At 36.9% G+C, this 19,869-nt stretch carries 14 protein-coding genes; 10 read left to right on the forward strand and 4 right to left on the reverse strand.

Going from position 1 to position 19,869, the window contains the following annotated elements; translation table 11 throughout:
- Window positions 1-180 precede the first annotated feature (180 nt).
- Complete coding sequence (locus tag ACFIML_RS04310; protein WP_375687462.1) at window positions 181-2,205, forward strand: M3 family metallopeptidase; 2,025 nt, start codon at window positions 181-183, stop codon at window positions 2,203-2,205.
- A gap of 162 nt (window positions 2,206-2,367) precedes the next feature.
- Here ACFIML_RS04310 and ACFIML_RS04315 read toward each other — a convergent pair whose 3' ends face one another.
- Both ACFIML_RS04315 and ACFIML_RS04320 read right to left on the reverse strand, forming a co-directional pair.
- Window positions 2,368-3,444, reverse strand: coding sequence for an SGNH family hydrolase (locus ACFIML_RS04315; RefSeq protein ID WP_375687464.1), 1,077 nt, complete (start codon window positions 3,442-3,444; stop codon window positions 2,368-2,370).
- Between the two features lie 14 nt (window positions 3,445-3,458).
- Window positions 3,459-4,718, reverse strand: a complete 1,260-nt coding sequence (locus ACFIML_RS04320; RefSeq protein WP_375687466.1) for a lytic murein transglycosylase — start codon at window positions 4,716-4,718, stop codon at window positions 3,459-3,461.
- A gap of 266 nt (window positions 4,719-4,984) precedes the next feature.
- Here ACFIML_RS04320 and ACFIML_RS04325 point away from each other — a divergent pair, with 266 nt between their 5' ends.
- Together ACFIML_RS04325 and ACFIML_RS04330 are read left to right on the forward strand one after the other, a co-directional pair.
- On the forward strand, window positions 4,985-5,875 hold the full coding sequence (locus ACFIML_RS04325; RefSeq protein WP_375687468.1) for a UTP--glucose-1-phosphate uridylyltransferase: 891 nt from the start codon (window positions 4,985-4,987) through the stop codon (window positions 5,873-5,875).
- A 39-nt stretch (window positions 5,876-5,914) separates the two neighbouring features.
- Complete coding sequence (locus ACFIML_RS04330) at window positions 5,915-6,907, forward strand: SIS domain-containing protein (protein WP_375606753.1); 993 nt, start codon at window positions 5,915-5,917, stop codon at window positions 6,905-6,907.
- 277 nt (window positions 6,908-7,184) lie between these two features.
- Here ACFIML_RS04330 and ACFIML_RS04335 read toward each other — a convergent pair whose 3' ends face one another.
- Window positions 7,185-7,544 carry a hypothetical protein gene (locus ACFIML_RS04335; RefSeq protein WP_375606754.1) on the reverse strand — a complete coding sequence of 120 codons (360 nt, stop codon included), beginning with the start codon at window positions 7,542-7,544 and terminating at the stop codon, window positions 7,185-7,187.
- A gap of 253 nt (window positions 7,545-7,797) precedes the next feature.
- Here ACFIML_RS04335 and ACFIML_RS04340 point away from each other — a divergent pair, with 253 nt between their 5' ends.
- The 3 genes from ACFIML_RS04340 (at window position 7,798) to guaB (ending at window position 12,817) form a co-directional block, all read left to right on the forward strand.
- A complete protein-coding gene (locus ACFIML_RS04340; RefSeq protein WP_375606755.1) occupies window positions 7,798-9,183 on the forward strand; it encodes a sigma-54-dependent transcriptional regulator in 1,386 nt (461 codons plus the stop codon).
- A 413-nt stretch (window positions 9,184-9,596) separates the two neighbouring features.
- Window positions 9,597-11,168 (forward strand): phospholipase D family protein, encoded by a 1,572-nt coding sequence (locus ACFIML_RS04345; protein WP_375606756.1) that lies wholly within the window; start codon window positions 9,597-9,599, stop codon window positions 11,166-11,168.
- Window positions 11,169-11,317: 149 nt separating this feature from the next.
- The gene (gene guaB / locus ACFIML_RS04350; RefSeq protein ID WP_375606757.1) at window positions 11,318-12,817 is read left to right on the forward strand and encodes an IMP dehydrogenase; all 1,500 of its coding nucleotides are present in this window, start codon (window positions 11,318-11,320) and stop codon (window positions 12,815-12,817) included.
- Between the two features lie 176 nt (window positions 12,818-12,993).
- Here the strand turns inward: guaB and ACFIML_RS04355 are convergent, their stop codons facing one another.
- Window positions 12,994-13,140: a hypothetical protein gene (locus ACFIML_RS04355; protein WP_273722522.1), complete on the reverse strand. Its 147-nt coding sequence runs from the start codon at window positions 13,138-13,140 to the stop codon at window positions 12,994-12,996.
- Window positions 13,141-13,653: 513 nt separating this feature from the next.
- On the opposite strand from ACFIML_RS04355, the gene ACFIML_RS04360 reads away from it, so the two are divergent.
- From ACFIML_RS04360 to ugpB, 4 genes are all read left to right on the forward strand, one after another.
- Window positions 13,654-14,940 (forward strand): RsmB/NOP family class I SAM-dependent RNA methyltransferase, encoded by a 1,287-nt coding sequence (locus tag ACFIML_RS04360; RefSeq protein WP_375606758.1) that lies wholly within the window; start codon window positions 13,654-13,656, stop codon window positions 14,938-14,940.
- 132 nt (window positions 14,941-15,072) lie between these two features.
- Window positions 15,073-16,629 (forward strand): glutamine-hydrolyzing GMP synthase, encoded by a 1,557-nt coding sequence (gene guaA / locus ACFIML_RS04365; protein ID WP_375606820.1) that lies wholly within the window; start codon window positions 15,073-15,075, stop codon window positions 16,627-16,629.
- Window positions 16,630-16,799: 170 nt separating this feature from the next.
- Window positions 16,800-17,522: a glycerophosphodiester phosphodiesterase gene (locus ACFIML_RS04370; protein WP_375606759.1), complete on the forward strand. Its 723-nt coding sequence runs from the start codon at window positions 16,800-16,802 to the stop codon at window positions 17,520-17,522.
- 973 nt (window positions 17,523-18,495) lie between these two features.
- A complete protein-coding gene (ugpB, locus tag ACFIML_RS04375) occupies window positions 18,496-19,830 on the forward strand; it encodes a sn-glycerol-3-phosphate ABC transporter substrate-binding protein UgpB (RefSeq protein WP_375606760.1) in 1,335 nt (444 codons plus the stop codon).
- Window positions 19,831-19,869: the final 39 nt, after the last annotated feature.

The raw sequence follows: 19,869 nt of genomic DNA on the forward strand, positions 1-19,869 counted from the left end.
TCTTTATTGCTTCAATATAATATGGTTTGAAATGGAAGAACTGTACGATTTTCAGGTTTTTTATTCAATAGCGTTTTGAAAGGTAGTTTTGAAACTCACAAAATAGTTTTAGTATGTTATCAATTTGTGTCGTAAAGATAATTGTTACAGTTTAAATTTATAATGGAGACATAAAATATTATGACAAAAGCAGCAGTGCTGGACTGGAAGGGATTTTCAGGTCTTCCTGATTTTTTTTCTATAAGTGATGAAGATTTTAAACCCGCTTTTGAACAGGCACTTCAAGAAGCCGAAGAAGAACTAGAAGCGATTGCGATGGTGCAAGAACCACCAACACTTGAGAACTTTTTGCAACCTTTTGAGCTTTGTGGCAAAGCGCTTAATCGTATCTGTTCAATATTTTTCTTGCGTACCAGTGCTCATACGAATGCGTTGATTCAACAGCTTGAACAAGAGTTCGTTGTAAAACTTTCTCGTTATTCTTCAAAAATGATGATGGATGCACGGATATTTGCGAAAATAGATGTGCTTTATAAACAGTCGCAACAGGGGACATTTGAGAGTGAAACAACACGTGTTCTTGAATTATGGTGGAAAAAGTTTGTTTGTCATGGTGCAAAATTAGATGAAAAAGCGAAAAAACGGCTTGTAGAAATTAATGAAAGACTCGCTTTTTTAAATGCTACTTTTGGGCAAAATGTCTTAAACGATGAAGCTGAATGGATTCTATTTTTAAAACAAACAGACTTATCTGGTTTACCGGAAGATCTCATTGCTTCAATGAAAGAAATTGCGTACGAAAGAGGCAGTGAAGAAGCCTATGCATTAACACTAGCACGCTCAATTGTTGAACCTTTTTTAAAATTCTCTGATCGTCGTGATTTGCGTAAAGTTGCATTCCAAGCTTGGGCTAAACGTGGTGAAAATAATAACAAGAATGACAATCGAACCATTATTTTAGAGATTGTTGCGCTTCGAGATGAGCAAGCTAAATTATTGGGATATAAATCTTTTGCGGATTTAAAACTCGATAATACTATGGCTAAAAGTGTTGATTCTGTTATGAATTTGCTTATGCCTGTATGGGAGCGAGCAAAAGCGAAGGCTTCTACTGAGCAAATTGAATTACAAAATTTTGCCAATAATCAGGGAAGCAATGAATCTTTAACAGCTTCGGATTGGCGTTATTATGCTGAAAAACTTCGCACTGAAAAGTTTTCTTTTGATGGCGCTGAAATTAAATATTATTTTCAACTTGATCATATGATTAAAGCGGCTTTTGGAGTAGCAGAAAAACTCTTTGGCATTACATTTGAAGAAAAAAATGCTGTTGCACTTTGGCATCCTGATGCACGTTTATGGGAAGTAAAAAAATCTGATGGAAGCTTACTTGGGCTTTTCATTGGTGATTATTTTGCACGTTCTTCAAAACGGTCTGGTGCGTGGATGAGTAGTTTGCAATCACAACATAAATTGGAAGGCGGACAAAAGCCCATTATCTACAATGTTTGTAATTTTGCTAAACCATCCAAAGGGGAGGTTGCCCTTTTATCTCTTGATGATGCACGTACGCTTTTTCACGAGTTTGGGCATGCATTGCATGGTTTGCTTTCTGATGTTGTATGGCCATCTGTATCGGGAACATCGGTTTCGCGTGATTTTGTTGAGCTGCCTTCTCAACTTTATGAACATTGGTTAACTGTACCAGAAATATTAAAATCTTATGCTATACATGCAAAAACAGGGCTTCCTATGCCACAAGAGTTGATAGATAAAGTTTTAGCAGCACAGACATTTAGTGCTGGATTTTCTGCGGTTGAATTTATCTCATCAGCTCTCGTGGATATGGCTTTTCACCAAGGAGAAAAAGTCACTGATCCAACAGTGTTTGAACGCCAAGAATTAGACAAGCTGCAAATGCCTGATACAATTATTATGCGCCATCGTCCTCCACATTTTACGCATATATTTTCAGGGGATAGTTACGCCGCTGGTTACTATTCTTATATGTGGTCAGAAGTGCTTGATGCTGATGCTTTTCAGGCTTTTGAAGAAACGGGAGATGTTTTTAATTCAGAGCTTGCTAATAAGTTGAAACGTTTTATTTACTCTGCTGGGGGAAGTCGTGATCCAGAGGAGCTTTATAAAGCTTTTCGGGGACGGATGCCTTTACCAGAGGCAATGATTAACAAACGTGGATTGTAAGATATAACGGCATGGTGCTAACCATGCCGTTTTCATATTCTTCGCAAAGATGTAGTTGCAATTTATGCAAATTTTCTCTTCATTATAGCTATGTAAACAGTGTTTTTATCTTATTCGCTTTTTGTTTATAGGGGAAAATAGATTTTGTATTTTAAATAGACATTATGGGAAAGAAAAATTATCAGCTCGATCTTTTTGATGTCCATTTGGTGGAAACCATGATTTTTCTATAAAACTTGATTTTTTTCTGCCTATGAGGTGGGTGTTTTGTTGTACCATATCATTAAGGCTCATTGGAGGCTGACGCATAATTTTACTCCGCTCTTGATTCTCTGATTCTTGTATAAATTTTTTAATAACTTGATCGGTTGAGTAAGAATTTTCATGAGAAAAGGCATGAAAATTTAAAATATTTTTCAATGGCTTTTCTAAATAAGCAGCAAGTTTTTTCTTTCCTTCAGAAGTGAAATGCATGCCATTATTGGTGCGCAATTTGGTCATTTTTCCATTAATATCATAGCCTGAAAAAGAAAAGTTTCCTTCTTCATCACTAAAGCCACTCCAGATATCAAGAAAATATCCTCCTGCTGTTTCTGTTACTTGTTTGTAGAGCGCATTAAAAATTTTCATTTTTTGTGTCAAAAGGTTATTTCCAAAAGAAGGTTGACCTATCCATATCCACGATTTTCCAGAGGCATGAAGACTTTCAGCAATTTCGATAATTCTTTGTTTGTAGATGTGCATCCATTCTGATTGATCTGTGTTAATCGTGCTATGAGAGTCTATGATGGGTTGATTATCATTGGCCCCGATCATCATGATAATGACATCGGGGTTATTTTGATTAATGAGTTTAGAAATATTGCTTTGCCAAGAATAATAATCAGTTCGAACTAATCCGGAAGCTGGCATTGTGTTGTTCATAATAACGATATCACTATTATCTATAAAAAACTTCTTAAGTGCATCGGCAACAGCAGAAGCTGTAAAATCTCCTATGACAAGAATGCGCTTTGCGTTCTCATTTTTTAGCTTTTGTATGTTTTTTTGTGTTACGATCTTTTTTTGTGGCTTGTTTATTTTTTGTTCTATAATTTGCGGTGGTTGTTGCGTCTGTTTGTTATGTTGTGACAACCATTTGAAGAAGTTCGTTGCTTTACTTGGGGATGGTTGTATGATCCCCACAATAGAAAATGAAAACAGTAAGAATATCAAGTATATAAGACGCAAAAGAGACAAGACCTTATTCTCCATTATTGTTGGCGAAGGAGAAAAAGCACTTGAGATGATGGATATCCATTTTCTTTTAGACCGTAATGCAGCTGAAAAGCTTTGATTGCTTTGCGAGAGGCTGTTCCGATTTGTCCATCAATATCTCCTTTATAATATCCCAATGCACTTAAGCGAGATTGCAGTTCTTTACATTCTTGGAAGGTAATAGGCTGAAAAGGTCTTTGCCAATCATGCACTAATCCAGGACGTCCAGCAATGCGATCAGCAAGAAGGGCAACGGCAAGAGCATAACGATCTGCATTATTATAACGTTTTAGAACAAAGAAATTTTTTGTGACTAAAAATATAGGTCCTTTTTCTCCATCTGGATATTTTAACATTGCTTGTTCAGCTAATGTAGGAAGAGGATGCCCATTAGCGTATTTTACACCTAATTTTTTCCATTGTTCAAAGGAATACCAGCCTTCAGGAAGTTTTTTTCCCTGCGGCACTTTTACCTCTACTCCCCAAATAAGATTAGGTTGCCAGCCATTTTTGTGAAGAAGATTAGCAGCAGTAGCCAGAGCATCTGGAACAAAGTTCCAGATATCACGCCGTCCATCTTGATTTATATCAACAGCATAGGCGAGATAACTGCTTGGAATAAATTGTGTATGTCCCAATGCTCCGGCCCAAGATCCAGTGAGTTGAGAGCGTTTAATTTCACCACTTTGTAGAATTTTCATAGCAGAAATAAGTTGTGTATGTGCGTATTTTTCGCGTTTTTTATCGGCATAGGCTAGGGTTGCAAGTGAGCGAATGGTATCATGCATGACACTTTTATTGGCTAAAATTTTCCCATAATTGCTTTCCATTGACCAAATAGCAAGCAGAATATTACGGTCAACACCAAAACGTTTTTCAATTTGAAGAAGCCATTTATTCCATTTTTTTGCTTGGCGCCGTCCTTCTATAATAGCAATATCATGGACACGATTATCGAAATAGTTCCATGAAGGAGCAATAAATTCCGGTTGGTATGCGGCGCTTTTTAAAACTTCTGGATCAATGGCATTAATGTCTTTAAATGCCATATGAAACGTAGAAGGGCTAATATTGTGAGCAATAGCTATTTTTTTAAACTCTTTAATCCAGTGTTTAAATCCGCTATCCGCATGTGAAAATGATGCAAAAAACATTAAAAAAGCAGACAAAAGAATGGCAGAGCCAGTGACAAGGGGTCTCCAAGCTATTGACTTCTCTAAAAAAAAAGAGAAACTCTTCAATTCTGTTTTTTGCATTTTGAAATCCCCATTAATATTCAATTCATTAGATGTGCAATAACTTTATTTTGTATTTAGTTTAATCGATAATATGATCAAGAATAGGAAAAAACTGAAATAAATAATTCGTTTTAATTCCTTCAATAAATTCTCAGATTCTTTTTACATTTTTGATTGCCTATTATAATGATAATCAAAACAATAAGATATCTTTTTTACCATTTCGTAAAAACATATGATAAATAAAACAAAAAAGTTATATGAATTCATTGAGGAGGGTGAGTGTGCGTAAAATCCGGAAAGCAGTATTCCCAGTAGCAGGTCTTGGTACGCGTTTCCTTCCTGCAACAAAAACGATTCCTAAAGAAATGCTAACAGTTGTTGATAAACCTGTTATTCAATATGTTGTGGATGAGGCGAGGGAAGCTGGTATTGAGCATTTTATTTTTGTGACTGGACGCAACAAAGCAGTCATTGAGGATTATTTTGATTCGCAAGTTGAATTATACACGACACTTGCTGAATGTGGAAAGAAAGAAGATCTTGCGCATTTATATCGTTTACAGCCGTTGCCAGGGACAACGTCTTTTACACGGCAACAGCAACCTTTGGGACTAGGGCATGCTCTTTGGTGTGCACGTGAATTAGTTGCAGGGGAACCTTTTGCTTTGTTATTACCGGATATGTTGATACAAGCGAAAAAGGGCTGTCTTTCTGAAATGATGAGCCTTTATGAAAAAACAGGTGGGGGGAATATTATAGCAGTTCAGGAATGCGATCCTAGAGAAACACATAAATATGGTATTGTTGGGAAAGGCAAACAGATTGCAAATGGTTTTGAAATCACAAAAATGGTAGAGAAACCAGCACAAGGAACGGCACCATCAAATTTGTACATCAATGGACGTTATATTTTGCAGCCAGAAATTTTTAATATTCTTTCCACTCAAGAACGAGGAGCAGGAAATGAAATTCAATTAACAGATGCTATGATACGGCTTTCAAATGAGCAAGATTTTTGGGGGTTGCAAGTAAAAGGGCGCACTTTTGATTGCGGTTCTAAAGCTGGTTTTATTGAAGCCAACGTTGCATTTTCTTTAGCACGCGCTGATATGCACAGCCACGTTTCTGCTTCATTGAAAAATTTACTAGAAACCATTAATGTTGAAAAGTGATATAGATCTCTCACTTAATTTTATTGATCGAATTTGATTATGACAATACCGTCTCCTCGTATGGCTTTGCAAGGTGCAGTAGCATCAGCGCTTAAAACACTTGCTAGTGAAAAGCAGGGGCTTGAAGCTCTTGAAAAAGCTCTTCTGGAAAGTCTTTCTTCTTCTTTTGAAGCGGTTGTTCAAACTATTAGAAATGCGCGTGGACATGTGGTCATTACTGGTCTTGGAAAAAGTGGTCATATAGGGACAAAAATTGCAGCAACCTTAGCCTCAACTGGTACACCTGCCTTTTTTGTGCACGCTGCAGAAGCCAATCATGGTGATCTTGGTATGATTGGATCTGATGATGTTATTTTTGCTTTATCATGGTCTGGTGAAACTCAAGAGTTAAGTGGTATTATGAGCTATGCTGCACGTTTTCGTATCCCTCTTATTGCAATGACATCAAATGAGCATTCTGTGTTAGGACGACAAGCTGATATTGTGCTATTATTACCAAAGATAGAAGAGGCTTGCCCCCATGGTTTAGCCCCTACAACTTCAACAATTATGCAATTGGCAATGGGAGATGCATTAGCGGTTTCTCTTTTAGAAATGCGTGGTTTTACCGCAACGGATTTCAAAATATATCATCCTGGTGGTTCTCTTGGTGCAAGCCTTAAATACGTGTGTGATATTATGCATGAGGGTGATAGTATTCCTCTGGTTATGCAGGGAACAGCTATGACTGAAGCGATGAATGTTTTGGTGGAAAAACATTTTGGTTGTGTTGGTGTTGTGAATCAAGAAGGTGAACTAATCGGAATTGTAACTGATGGCGATCTTGCACGTAACATTCATTTTAATTTATCAAAATTTAATGTTGACGAGGTGATGACCAAAGCTCCTAAAGTTGTAAAGCCAAATACACTTGTTGGTGCAGCAACAGCTTTTATTAATGATCATCAGATTGGTGCATTTTTCGTGGTTGAAGATAAAAAACCGATAGGAATTGTCCATTTTCATGATCTTTTGCGCATTGGCGCTGCTTAGATTAAGGTTCCCTATCAAATAAATGTTATTTTAGGTTAAAATAGATTGAATGATACAAAGTTACAATTTTATTGTGAGGTGGCCTTACTGATATTTTGTGGAAGAAAATGAATGTTTTACGCATTTCATAATGTTTAGAAAATTCTACGGATAGAGATTGTATCAGTTTCTTTACGTATTTGAGAGAAGATTCTCTGTCAGGAGGAGAAAGGAACACCTCCTGCTTAATGTATGTATTTTGTCTATCTTATAAAAAAAGCTTTATTTTATATTTTGTCTAAGATTTTCGTTTAAGAAAAAATTGTGCTCCTGTAGGTGAGGTGCAGAGAAGTTGTGTGAAGTCATATGACATTGTACAATTGACTCTAGAGATTGTTCCACGAAGAATAGAGCGTATTTCAATTTCTATATTTTGAGCATTGAGATAATTATATGCTCCTTCTGATAGCTTTTCTTCTGTATCTGCTGCATGTGTTTCAAAAACACCATTGTGGAAGGAGGAAATAATACCATTCTCATCAACCCATTTTCCATCAATTCCTGTTGGCATATTTGAGTTATAATATCGCGAAAAGTTACAGGCACTTAACAGCAAGGCGGTAATTGTAAGACATAAAATATGATAGGTATGTTTCATTTATTGCACTCTATTTAGATTATTTTGCTCTCTAGTTTCTATAACATTATTAAATTATCCCATGAGTCAATATGAAAAATTTGATGAAAATCAATGAAAAAGCAAAAAAATGGAAAAAAATGCCTTAATGTTGTATTTAATTGACAGCTTGATGAAGTTCGTAAGTGAAACACAAGAGGTAAAATATTTCTTATGGTTTACAACAATTTTTATATTAAGCTGCTGAGTAGTCTCAAAGGAGATTATTGACATTATGGTTGGTCCCATTCTTGTTGCGAGTGAAGATTATGGAAGACGTATAGAACTTTCTTCTATGCTGCGAGGTTTTGGTTATCGTGTCATTGAAGCAGAAAATGGTCTCCGTACGATTGATCTTTTACACAGGCGTAAAAACATTGTGCTCGCACTCCTTGATGTCGTTATGAGTGATTTGAGTGTGAGCGATTTGATTAAAATGATTAGAGTTGCTGGTGTTTCTGTTCCTATTGTCGTTATAGCACAACAAGAGAATCAGCATTTACTCCAGAAAGCTTTAACAGCTGGAGCTATTGATTATTGGATCCATCCAGTAACATTATTACGCGTAAGAGTTACTTTGGATATCCTTGCTCTTATTTCTGCCTTGGAGCATGAGGTTCGAGATATTCGGCGAAAAAAAGAGAATCATTTACGGTTTTCTGATCTTTGCGTAAAAAGTAGGGCTATGCAGATAGTGTTAGAACAATCGAGACAAGCAGCAACTTCTTTACAGAATCTTTTGATAGAGGGGGAAGCTGGAACAGGACGTGAGACTTTAGCTCGGATTATTCATCATGAGGGATTATTCTCGGAGGGTGTTTTTATTCGCTTTCAATGTTCAGCTATCGTTGATCCAGAAGAAGAAAATCAGCAGTGGTTTAAAGAATTCCTGCCATTGGTTTCTTCTCTTGAAAAAGGGACACTTTGCCTTTGTGATATTGATCGACTTGAGCCCATACAGCAAAAACGGTTTGCTCATTACCTTAAAGAAAGGGAAAGGGATACAAAAGGAGATTTTTTTCCTTTTCGGATCATTGCTATTTCAACATCACGTTTAAAGGATTTGGTTAATGAGAACTTTTTTTTGCATAGTTTGTTTGAACAATTTTCTCATTTGTCTATTAGCGTCCCTGCTTTACGAGAATTAAGGGATGATTTTCCAGAGATCACACAACGTTTGATTGATCGCATTATTACAGAAACAGGGCGATCACATGTCCATGGTTTAGCAGGCTCTGCTCTTTCCTTGCTTATGCAGTATGATTGGCCTGGCAATAGAAATGAGCTTGAAACCTTTTTATTTCGTGCGATTTTACTCAGTGAAGGACCGTTATTAACGGTTCGAGATTTTCCGCAATTAATGGGAAATTCATTAATGAATGTTCCCAATATCATTGAGGGTAATATGCAAGAAGATGATGAACAAGAATCGATAAAATTTTTGAATACTGATGGGCATGTGCGTACTTTTGCAGAGATGGAACATGATATTATCGAGAAAGCGGTTAAACATTATAAAGGACATATGAGTGAGATTGCACGCCGCCTTCATATTGGTCGCTCTACACTTTATAGAAAAATGGAAGAATTGAGAGCAATAAGAAATCAAGAACGAAAGTAAAATTCATAACAAATTTCTCCTCATGACAAGCATGAGTTTCAAAAAAATAGAGTGGATTTTGATAAATTTCGTGGGGGGAATCTTAAGAAAACAATCATTTATTGTAAAATTTATCTATAGAGGATGATTTTGTAGATTTAAATCAAATATAAATTTTATGTGACTATTTTAATCGTTTGTTTCAATTTATACAGTTTTGGTTAAGTTTGCATTTATTAAAACTATTAAAACAGAGAAGCATTTTTAAAAACTTTTAAATACTACCGCTAAAATTTTTGTATCATCAATATTAAATTTATACTCTCTTAAGCAAGAGGTGGCATTTTATCTGCTATACGATTAAGATGAAGTGATTAGTGTTATCGTTTGCATTACTGATGATGTGATAGATTAAAATAGAAAGTTTGCCCTCTTTGACTCTTTTACAGATTATTATTGGTTTTGTCCTCTTTTTTTTTATTGCATCTATGTTGGCAATCTACACTTATGGGCGTTTTGTGAAAAATGCTAGGGGGCAATGTTCTTATGCGTTACCTATTCAGAAAGATGAAACTAAGCTTGATCGTATCGTCAGTCAATTAGCTGAGGAAGAAAATGGATTGGGGATTGATAAAGATGCCCTTTCCCTCATTATCAGCAATTTGGATGCGTTTTGTGTTCGTGCAATAGGAGCTGCAGAGGCTGGGCGTAGCCTTGATCTGATGTATTATATTTGGGACGATGATTTAACGGGACGCCTATTATTAAGTGAAATAGTTGAAGCAGCTGATCGGGGGGTTCGGGTACGGCTTCTTTTGGATGATATTAATGCTCAGTCACGTGATCCAGCTTATATTGCGCTAGATAAACATCCTCATATTGAGGTGAGAATGTTTAATCCAGGGCGATCGCGTCAAGGTGGTTTACGCCGTGGTTTAGAAATTATATTACGGGCAATTACTGTAACACGTAGAATGCATAATAAAGCTTTTATCATTGATGGTAGGGTTGCTTTTGTCGGAGGGCGTAATCTTGCAGATTCTTATTTTGATGCTGGTAAAGAATCTCATTTTCGAGATTTAGATTTGATGTTAATCGGTCCCTCTGTTAAAAAGGTGGAAAGTATCTTTGATGATTTTTGGAATAGTGCTGTTGTTTTGCCAATTCATACTTTGGTTGTTCCTAAAAGCGCAAGTGATCTTAGCTATTGGAGAGATAAATTACGAAAATTTCGGGATTCCAAGGTTGCAAAGGTTTATTTAGATTATGTCAAAGAACACATTAACTTTAGTTGTTTTATCCAAACAGGAAAGCGGTTATTTTTAGCAGATAAAGTTGTTGTTCTTTCTGATCCTCCAGAAAAAGCATTGCGTAAAAAAGCAAGTAATTGGCTTATGAAGGCACTTTCAAAGGTTATTGGAAATGCCAAAAAAACGGTTCAGATTACGTCTCCTTATTTTGTTCCTGGTAAGGTTGGCACGCAGAATTTTAGTAATTTGGTTTCAAAGGGTGTTAATGTCAAAATTCTGACAAATTCTTTAGCCGCTACTGATGTAGCTTTAGTGCATGGTGGTTATGTACCTTATCGTAAGGCATTGTTGAAAAGTGGTGTTAATCTTTATGAATTAAAAGCGGAAGGCAATACTCATGGGTTGCGATTGTTTCGATCGAGTAAGGCAAGTTTACATGCAAAAGCTTTTTTAATTGATCATAAAACAGCTTTTATTGGATCTTTAAATTTTGATCCAAGATCAGCATCATTAAATACAGAAATGGGCATTCTTTTTGAATGTGCTCCCATTACAGAAAGATTAGATTTGTTGTTTTCTGAAGAAACCACAGGGGAAATGAGCTATCATCTGCGTCTTGGTGATAATAATCGTATTTATTGGGATTTTATTGAAAATGAAAAAAAATATAGCATTGACTATGAGCCAGAAAGCAATTTTTGGCGTCGCGCATTTGCAAAAATAATAAGTTGGTTACCTATTGAATCACAATTGTAAATCTTTATAAACCACACTTAAAAAAAATATTTATTTTTCTTTTCATTTTGTTTGTAGCATGGCATAATTTTTTGCCAATCTACCATGTATGAGAACCGCAGTTGTAGTTTAAAGCTTCTTGCGGTGTTTTATTATAAAAGGAATTTGATATGGCAAAGATTGTTGAAACGGGGACAGGTGCATTGGCACTAACTTTTGATGATGTACTTTTACAACCCGGTCATTCTCTTGTTATGCCTAGTCAAGTGGATCTCAGTACGCGCATTGCAGCGGATATTAAGCTCAATTTGCCATTGCTTTCTGCGGCAATGGATACGGTAACAGAATCGCGTTTGGCAATTGCTATGGCTCAAGCTGGTGGTCTTGGGGTTATTCATCGTAATATGTCTCCTGCAGAGCAGGCAGAAGAAGTTCGCCAAGTAAAAAAGTTTGAATCTGGTATGGTTGTTAATCCAGTCACAATTGGACCAGATTCAACACTTGAAGAAGCAAAATCTTTGATGCGCTCTCATGGTATTTCCGGTATTCCGGTTGTTGAAAATGGTGCTAAAGGTGAAACTGCTGGACGGCTTGTTGGCATTTTAACCAATAGGGATGTGCGTTTTGCATCGGATCCCAAACAAAAAATTTATGAATTAATGACGCATGAAAATTTAATTACAGTGCGTGAAAATGTTCAACTCAATGAAGCGAAGTATCTTTTACACCATCATCGTATTGAAAAATTATTAGTTGTGGATGAACAGAATCGCTGTGTCGGACTGATAACAGTTAAGGATATCGAAAAAGCGAAATTAAATCCGAATGCTGCTAAAGATTCTCAAGGGCGCTTGCGTGCTGCAGCGGCTAGTAGTGTTGGGAATGATGGGATTGAGCGTGCTGAACGTCTCATTGACGCAGGCGTTGATGTTCTGGTCATTGATACAGCACATGGACATTCTCAACGTGTACTAGAAACTGTTGAACGAATTAAAAAGATGACTTCCTCTCCAGCTGTTATTGCTGGGAATGTGGCGACTGCTCAAGCAACGCAGGCATTGATTGACAGTGGTGCAGATGCGGTAAAAGTTGGAATTGGTCCTGGCTCTATTTGCACAACGCGTATAGTTGCTGGTGTCGGAGTACCTCAACTTGCAGCCATTATGAATGCTGCAGAAGCTGCTGAAAAAGCGGACATTCCCATAATTGCAGATGGTGGGATCAAAGCTTCGGGTGATTTTGCTAAAGCTTTAGCGGGTGGGGCTTGTGCAGCGATGATTGGTTCTCTTTTAGCAGGTACAGAAGAAAGTCCTGGAGAAGTTTATCTTTATCAAGGTCGATCTTTTAAAGCCTATCGCGGTATGGGATCTGTTGGTGCTATGGCACGAGGATCGGCTGATCGCTATTTTCAAGATGACGTTCGTGATGAACTTAAGTTGGTTCCTGAAGGTGTGGAGGGGCAGGTGGCTTATAAAGGTCCTATAGCATCAGTTCTACATCAGCTTGCTGGTGGACTTCGCGCTTCGATGGGGTATGTTGGGGCAAAAGATCTCGTAGAGTTTCGTGAAAAAGCAACGTTTGTTCGTATTACGAATGCAGGACTCCATGAAAGTCATACGCATGATGTTTCTATCACTCGGGAGAGTCCAAACTATCGTGGGCCTGTTTGAAGAAATAAGAGTCTAGCATCATATTGCATAAATATAAAATCTTCCGAGAACAAAAAAGAGAGGCTGTTATTCTTTCTGCTTGTGATTTGGAATAAAATCCTAAAAGGAAAGAATTAGAGACTAAAACTCTAATTCTTTCTTCTAGACTATGTGAAATAAGTTATATACAATTAGAATTAACTTTTTGTTGTCTTCCGTCCAGTCTTTGACGCACGTTGGCGAGTGTTTGTCTGATCACTTTGGACGGATTTCTTTCCGTTGTTTGAGGGCATTGTATTATGACGGCTTTTAGATGAAGTTGTTTTTCCATTATTATAAGTCATTATTTTCTCCTTTTAAATTTCCTGGCAGTTGCCAGTAGAGTAAAAACGGTCATGCCAAATAGTGGTTCCAAGCATTTTCTAAAAAGTTAATTTTTTGATGAGCGTCAGATGAACTTGTTTAATTTTATGAAAATATTTTTTCTATTTTTTCAGAAGGATAGCCATCAAAAGATGGGAGATATTTGCTTTTTCTGTTATTCAGATAATCTTCGTAAATTTTATTTTACACAATGATAGAGAGGTTGTTTTTTGCATAATGCATGGCGGAAATAAGTTCTTTATGGATGGCTACGTATCTTTTAGTATAAGAGGTAGAAGGATAAAAAGGAAATGGGCAAAACGATAAAGGGAGAAATCTAGATACTCTAAATTGGGTTTTATAAAAAGTTTGATCAGATAATTTTAATATTGAATGTAAATTTTTATGGCTTTGAGAAGGTTTCATTGGCAAGAAGAAGATAATATTATTTTTTTAGATGATTTAAAATTTTATTATTTTAATGGGAGAAATGAGTGCGATTAGGTGGGCGTTTGCAAGCAGCAATAGATATTCTCAAAGAGATAGAAATGAAGCATCGCCCAGTAGGAGAAGCTTTAAAGGATTGGGGTCTTTCTCATCGCTTTGCTGGAGCAGGTGATCGTGCAGCCATTGGTACAATCGTTTATGATGTTTTAAGACGACGTTATTCTTTACAATGGCGTATGGAGAGTGATGATATCCGAGATATCGTTTTTGGTGCCTTATTAGATTCTGGAAAAATGACGCTGGAGCAAATTGACGGTGAGTTGGCAGAAGATCGGTTTGCACCGCAGTTATTAGGGGCTAAACAGCGTAAATCGTGGCAAGGTCAGCAATTAGTGGATGCTCCAGACTATATTCGTGGTGATATTCCGCAATGGTGTCAAGTGCATCTGCGTCCTTTATTTGGTGATAATTGGATCACTGAAGCGGCTGCGTTAGCAACGCGTCCTTCTTTAGACCTACGGGTAAATAACCTAAAGGCAACACCAGAAAAGGTGCTGAAAGAATTAGCAAAAACCAAACTTAAATCTTTTCCATGGTTTGGGCAAGCTTTAAGAATTGCACCGATTGAAAAGTTTAATCGTCATCCCAATGTTCAAGTGGAACCAGCTTTTCAAAAAGGATACTTTGAAATACAGGATTTAGGATCTCAAATTGTTGCTCATCTTGTAGAAGCGCAAGAAAGCATGCAAGTATTAGATTATTGTGCAGGTGCTGGTGGAAAGACATTAGCTTTAGCTTCTGATATGAAAAATCGTGGGCAAATTTATGCTTATGATTCTGATAAAGCACGCCTAGCTCCTATTTTTGATCGTCTTCGACGCGCTGGTGTTCGTAATGTCCAAGTACGAGCACAAAAAGAAGAATTGAAGCCATTAATAGGCCAGATGGATAGAGTTCTACTAGATGCACCCTGTAGTGGGACAGGAACATGGCGTCGTCGTCCAGATGCGAAATGGCGTTTAACATTAGAACAGGTGAAACAACGCCAAACAGAACAGAGGGATATTTTGAATGAAGCGATAGCTTATCTTAAGCCAAATGGGCGCCTAATCTATATTACCTGTTCTCTTTTTACAGATGAAAATGAGGAACAAATTTCCCATTTCCTTCAACAACATTCTCATTTTTCTCCAATAGATATGCCAGCGCTTTGGCAGAAACATTTTAGTTTTTCTCCTGTGCAACCAGTTTTTTCAAATTATGGACTTACTTTGTCGCCGGCCACAACACAAACAGATGGGTTCTTTTTATCTGTGTTGCAAAAAAAACATTGATCCATATTTTTACACTTTTTATCATAAACTTTACGAGAATAATCTTTTTCTTAAGAAAACAGGCTTGTGAAAAGAGAAAGATTGAATCATAACTCTCATGAGTTTTCTTTTACAATTGTTGATTGGTTTTCTATGAGCATATCACATCCAGACACTGTTCTTATTATTGACTTTGGTTCACAAGTTACACAACTTATTGCACGGAGGGTACGAGCAATGGGAGTGTATTGTGAAATTACTCCTTTTCAATTGGCTTTAGAAGCTGTGCGCCGCATAAATCCTAAAGCTATTATTTTATCAGGGAGTCCTTATTCCGTTATTGATGAGGGCTCTCCGCGTGCTCCAATGGAAATTTTTGAGGCGGGTGTTCCGATTCTGGGTATTTGCTATGGTGAACAAGTCATGTGTATTCAGCTTGGAGGAAAGGTTGAAGCTGGACATGAGCGTGAATTTGGGCGCGCTTTTTTGGAAGTTCAAGAAGAGAGTGCCCTTTTTGGTGGAGTGTGGGAAAAAGGTTCTCGTTATCAAGTATGGATGAGCCATGGTGACCGTGTGGCAGCTTTACCAGAAGGTTTTCGTGTCATAGGAACCTCAAAAGGTGCTCCCTATGCGGCTATTGCTGATGAGAAAAGGCATTTTTATGCGGTACAGTTTCATCCTGAAGTTATCCATACACCAGATGGTACAAAACTTTTGCAAAATTTTGTTCATAAGATCTCTGCTATTAAAGGTAATTGGTCAATGGCTTCTTATCGTGAGCAGGCAATTGCGACAATACGACAAACAGTTGGGAAAAGTCGTGTGATTTGTGGTCTTTCAGGGGGAGTGGATTCATCTGTTGTAGCGGTACTCCTTCATGAAGCCATAGGAGATCAACTGACATGTATTTTGGTAGACCATGGGCTGATGCGCAAGAATGAAGCTGAAGAAGTTCTCACGCTCTTTCGTGATCACTATAATATAGAGCTTATTCACGTTAATGCTGCTGATGTGTTTCTTAATGCTTTAAAAGGTGAGACAGATCCAGAAAAAAAACGCAAAACAATTGGTCGCCTTTTTATTGAAGCTTTTGAAGAAGAAACAAAAAAAATAGGAGGTGCAGAGTTTTTAGCACAAGGAACACTTTATCCAGATGTCATTGAGAGTGTGTCTGCTATTGGTGAAACGGTAACCATTAAAAGCCATCATAATGTGGGTGGACTACCAGAACAGATGAAGATGAAACTTGTAGAACCGTTGCGTGAGCTCTTTAAGGATGAAGTTCGCTCGCTAGGGCGAGAGTTAGGGCTACCGGAGCAGTTTATTGGTCGCCATCCTTTTCCAGGTCCCGGCCTTGCAATTCGGTGTCCAGGTGCTGTAACACGTGAAAAATTAGAAATTTTACGCGAAGCAGATGCTATTTATCTTGAGGAAATCCGTAAGGCCGGACTTTATGATGAAATTTGGCAAGCTTTTGCTGTTCTTCTTCCAGTTCAAACTGTTGGTGTTATGGGGGATGATCGCACTTATGAATTTGTTTGTGCTCTTCGCGCTGTCACATCTGTAGATGGAATGACCGCTGATTTTTATCCCTATGATATGGCATTTTTAAGTAAGACAGCAGCACGTATTATTAATGAAGTTAGAGGAATTAATCGTGTTGTGTATGATGTAACCTCAAAGCCTCCTGGTACCATTGAATGGGAATAATTGAAATGAAGGATAAGCCTTTTTCAGAATAAAATATGACTGAGGGTTTGATATTCAGAAAAATGTAGAAAAAATATTTAAAAATTATTGTGCATTTTCATGTTGATATAAGTCTTTATCTGAAAATCTGTACGTCAATATATTGAAAAGTGAGAAGTATGAAATTTTGCATGTCTGAGAAAAAAATTGTTGCACACCGTGGAGGAGCTCATCTTTATCCTGAAAATACCCTTTCGGCATTTAATAATGCTATAGCGTTAGGTGTTGATGAAGTTGAATGCGACGTTCATTTGCTAAAAAGCGGTGAGGTGGTTGTCTTTCACGATTTTCATCTAGACCAATTGGTTGGCAAAAAGGGATATATTCACGACATTGATAATGAAACACGCAAACAACTCTGCGTGAAAGGTAGCCGAGAAGCACCTCCTTTATTAGAAGAGGTGCTTGATCTTCTAGCACCAACGAATGTTGCGTTACATATTGAAATCAAAACATGTGGTGAAGTGGAGCGTGAAACAATATTATCTCAAAAAGCGCTTGCGCTCATAAAAAGCCGCAATTTAACAGAACGGGTTTCTGCAATTAGTTTTGATCCTTTAGTTCTTCGTCCTTTTATTGAGGCAGGAATACCATCTGGTCCATGTGTTGATAATTTTGAAGGTGATATGCACCGTCATTTTTCTGAATGGAAACAATTGGGGTATACTGATCTAAGTTTAAATGGCTCTATTGTTACACAGGATTTTATTGAATCAGCTCTTGAGGCTGATTTTATTGTAGGGGTATGGACAATTAATGGAAAAGCTCGGTTATCACATTGGCTTGATATGCCTGTACATTATATTACGACAGATCAACCTGATCTTGCATTGACATTGCGAGCACAAAGGTAAAAAATATATACCTTATAAAAGAAATCCTTGTACGCTTCATAAAGCGAGCTTAATGGAAGAAAACAAGAAATATTTTTTTACACGTAACAATAACACATTAATTTATAATGATAATTAATAGTTTTTCATGTTGAATGAGAATTCTTAACATATAAGTTTTTTTCATTTCAAATCTTTTTACAATGGATCAATCAAAATCATTCACTTGCACATTACAAGTAGGCTTGGTGTGTGGATAAATATCTCGTGAGAAAAGAATAAAAATTTTCATTTAAACGCTCTCAAATGCAAGACTTGTTGAAGCATGAGGGTTCATAGAGTGGTGCTGTTTTTCACTTTTTGAAGCATAAGAATGATGGCGTGCAAAAAGTTTTATACACTTTAGTGGAGGGACTTTAATATTCCATTTTATAGAAGCTATCATGAGATATAGATGTATTGAAAGATTTTTTAACAGCATGAAAATTTTGTAAGACAATGCCGTTTTGTTTTGCATGAAGGGCATGACCCCATTATCAGGGAAGGAGGCCATTAAATACTTTAAAATAATTTTCTTCATTTTAAGAAAAAGTCTATTTATCTCTTTGTTCAATGTAGTATCAACACCGTTTTAAGGCATAAATCGAAAGTTATAAGACAAATAACAAAATAATAAACAACTCTTTTTTTAAAAAGTAAGTTCAAATATTACAATAGTCATTGAATAACATTTACGATCTATATCTTTTTACCTATTTCCTTGTTTATTTAAACCTTCTCATTTTTTTAAATATTTACAATCGAATGACTCATGAATACATAAGAAAGCTTATAAAAGAAAACGAATAAATCTAAACAAATTCATTTGACCTTTTGGTGGTTCCTGTTTAAATGAGCCAGCATATTTTTATAATAAAATCGGCATGGCATGTTCATGTGTGATACTATAAATTTAGGGGTAGTTTGTATTCCATCACTTCAGAAAGGGTGAACCATGAGTCGTTTTTATCTTTCCATAGTAGCTACGGTTGCTATCATAATAACAACAGCGGGAATAACAGAAGGTTTCGCGCAGACAAAAATTAGTTTTTGGCATTCTATGAGTGGTGAACTAGGAAAGGAAACTGAAAGTCTCATTAACGATTTTAATGCGAGTCAATCTGAATATAAAGTTATTCCTTCATATCGCGGTGAGTATGAAGAGGGTTTGATTTCACTCATTGCAGCATTTCGTGGAAAGAAACAGCCGGTGCTCGCTCAAATTTATGACGTTGGTACTGGAACTATGATGGCAGCAAAAGGCGCAATCTATCCATTTTATCAACTTATGGCTGATACAAAACAAGAGTTCGATCCTACAGATTATTTTCCTGCTATTAGTGGCTATTACTCCGATGAACAGGGGCGTATGGTTTCTATGCCATTCAATATTTCAACACCAATCCTTTATTATAACAAAGATATCTTTAAAAAAGCAGGGCTTGATCCAGAACAGCCTCCTAAAACGTGGCAAGATATAGAAGATTTTTCCAAAAAAATTCTTGAAACTAAAGCGGCAACGTGTGGTTTTACAATGACTTATGCAGCTCAATGGATTGGTATAGAAAACTTTTCAGCGTTGCATAATGTTCCTTTTGGAACGAAGGAAAATGGCTTTAAAGGATTTGATTCAGAACTTACATTTAATGGACCTTTACAAGTGCGTATGTGGGCTGACTTGAAAAAGTGGTCTGATCAAGGTATTTTCCGCTATGGTGGTCCTGCTGGCGCATTAGATTCAACACCAATGTTTATGGCACAAAATTGTGCAATTTTAATGCAATCTTCAGGATCATATGCTGGAATTGTTTCTGAAGCTCAGTTTAATGTGGGGGTTGGTATGCTACCATACTATAAGGATGCAGAAGGAGCGCCGCAAAATTCAGTTATTGGGGGAGCTTCTATTTGGGCGTTTAAGGGACATACTCCAAAGGAATATGCAGGGGCAGCCGCTTTTCTTAAATTTCTTTCAAAAACAGAAAATCAAGCAAGGTGGCATCAAGAAACAGGTTATCTTCCAACCACAAAAGCGACTTATGAATTAAGCAAAAAACAACATTTCTATGAAAAAACGCCAGGTGCTGATATAGCTATTAAACAGATCAATCTTAATCCTCCAACAGTTAATTCGAAAGGTATAAGATTTGGTAATTTACCACAAATCCGTACTATTCTTGATCAAGAGTTGGAAGCTGTTCTTCGTGGTTCAAAAACACCGAAAGATGGTTTAGATGAAACCGTTAAACGTGGAAATAAACTCTTGCGTGAATTTGAAAAATCCAATCATTAATTTCGTTTTATTGTTAAACATTAAAGACTCAACAAAAAT

Origin of the sequence: Bartonella sp. AC62GZZY (genome assembly GCF_042196525.1) — a bacterium.
Classification (GTDB): Bacteria; Pseudomonadota; Alphaproteobacteria; order Rhizobiales; family Rhizobiaceae; genus Bartonella.

Coding starts and splice junctions, on each gene's coding strand:
- ACFIML_RS04310 (WP_375687462.1), top strand. CDS start 181: ATGACAAAAGCAGCAGTGCTGGACTGGAAGGGATTTTCAGGTCTTCCT.
- ACFIML_RS04320 (WP_375687466.1), bottom strand. CDS start 4,718: ATGCAAAAAACAGAATTGAAGAGTTTCTCTTTTTTTTTAGAGAAGTCA.
- ACFIML_RS04330 (WP_375606753.1), top strand. CDS start 5,915: ATGACAATACCGTCTCCTCGTATGGCTTTGCAAGGTGCAGTAGCATCA.
- ACFIML_RS04335 (WP_375606754.1), bottom strand. CDS start 7,544: ATGAAACATACCTATCATATTTTATGTCTTACAATTACCGCCTTGCTG.
- ACFIML_RS04340 (WP_375606755.1), top strand. CDS start 7,798: ATGGTTGGTCCCATTCTTGTTGCGAGTGAAGATTATGGAAGACGTATA.
- guaB (WP_375606757.1), top strand. CDS start 11,318: ATGGCAAAGATTGTTGAAACGGGGACAGGTGCATTGGCACTAACTTTT.
- ACFIML_RS04355 (WP_273722522.1), bottom strand. CDS start 13,140: ATGACTTATAATAATGGAAAAACAACTTCATCTAAAAGCCGTCATAAT.
- guaA (WP_375606820.1), top strand. CDS start 15,073: ATGAGCATATCACATCCAGACACTGTTCTTATTATTGACTTTGGTTCA.
- ACFIML_RS04370 (WP_375606759.1), top strand. CDS start 16,800: ATGTCTGAGAAAAAAATTGTTGCACACCGTGGAGGAGCTCATCTTTAT.
- ugpB (WP_375606760.1), top strand. CDS start 18,496: ATGAGTCGTTTTTATCTTTCCATAGTAGCTACGGTTGCTATCATAATA.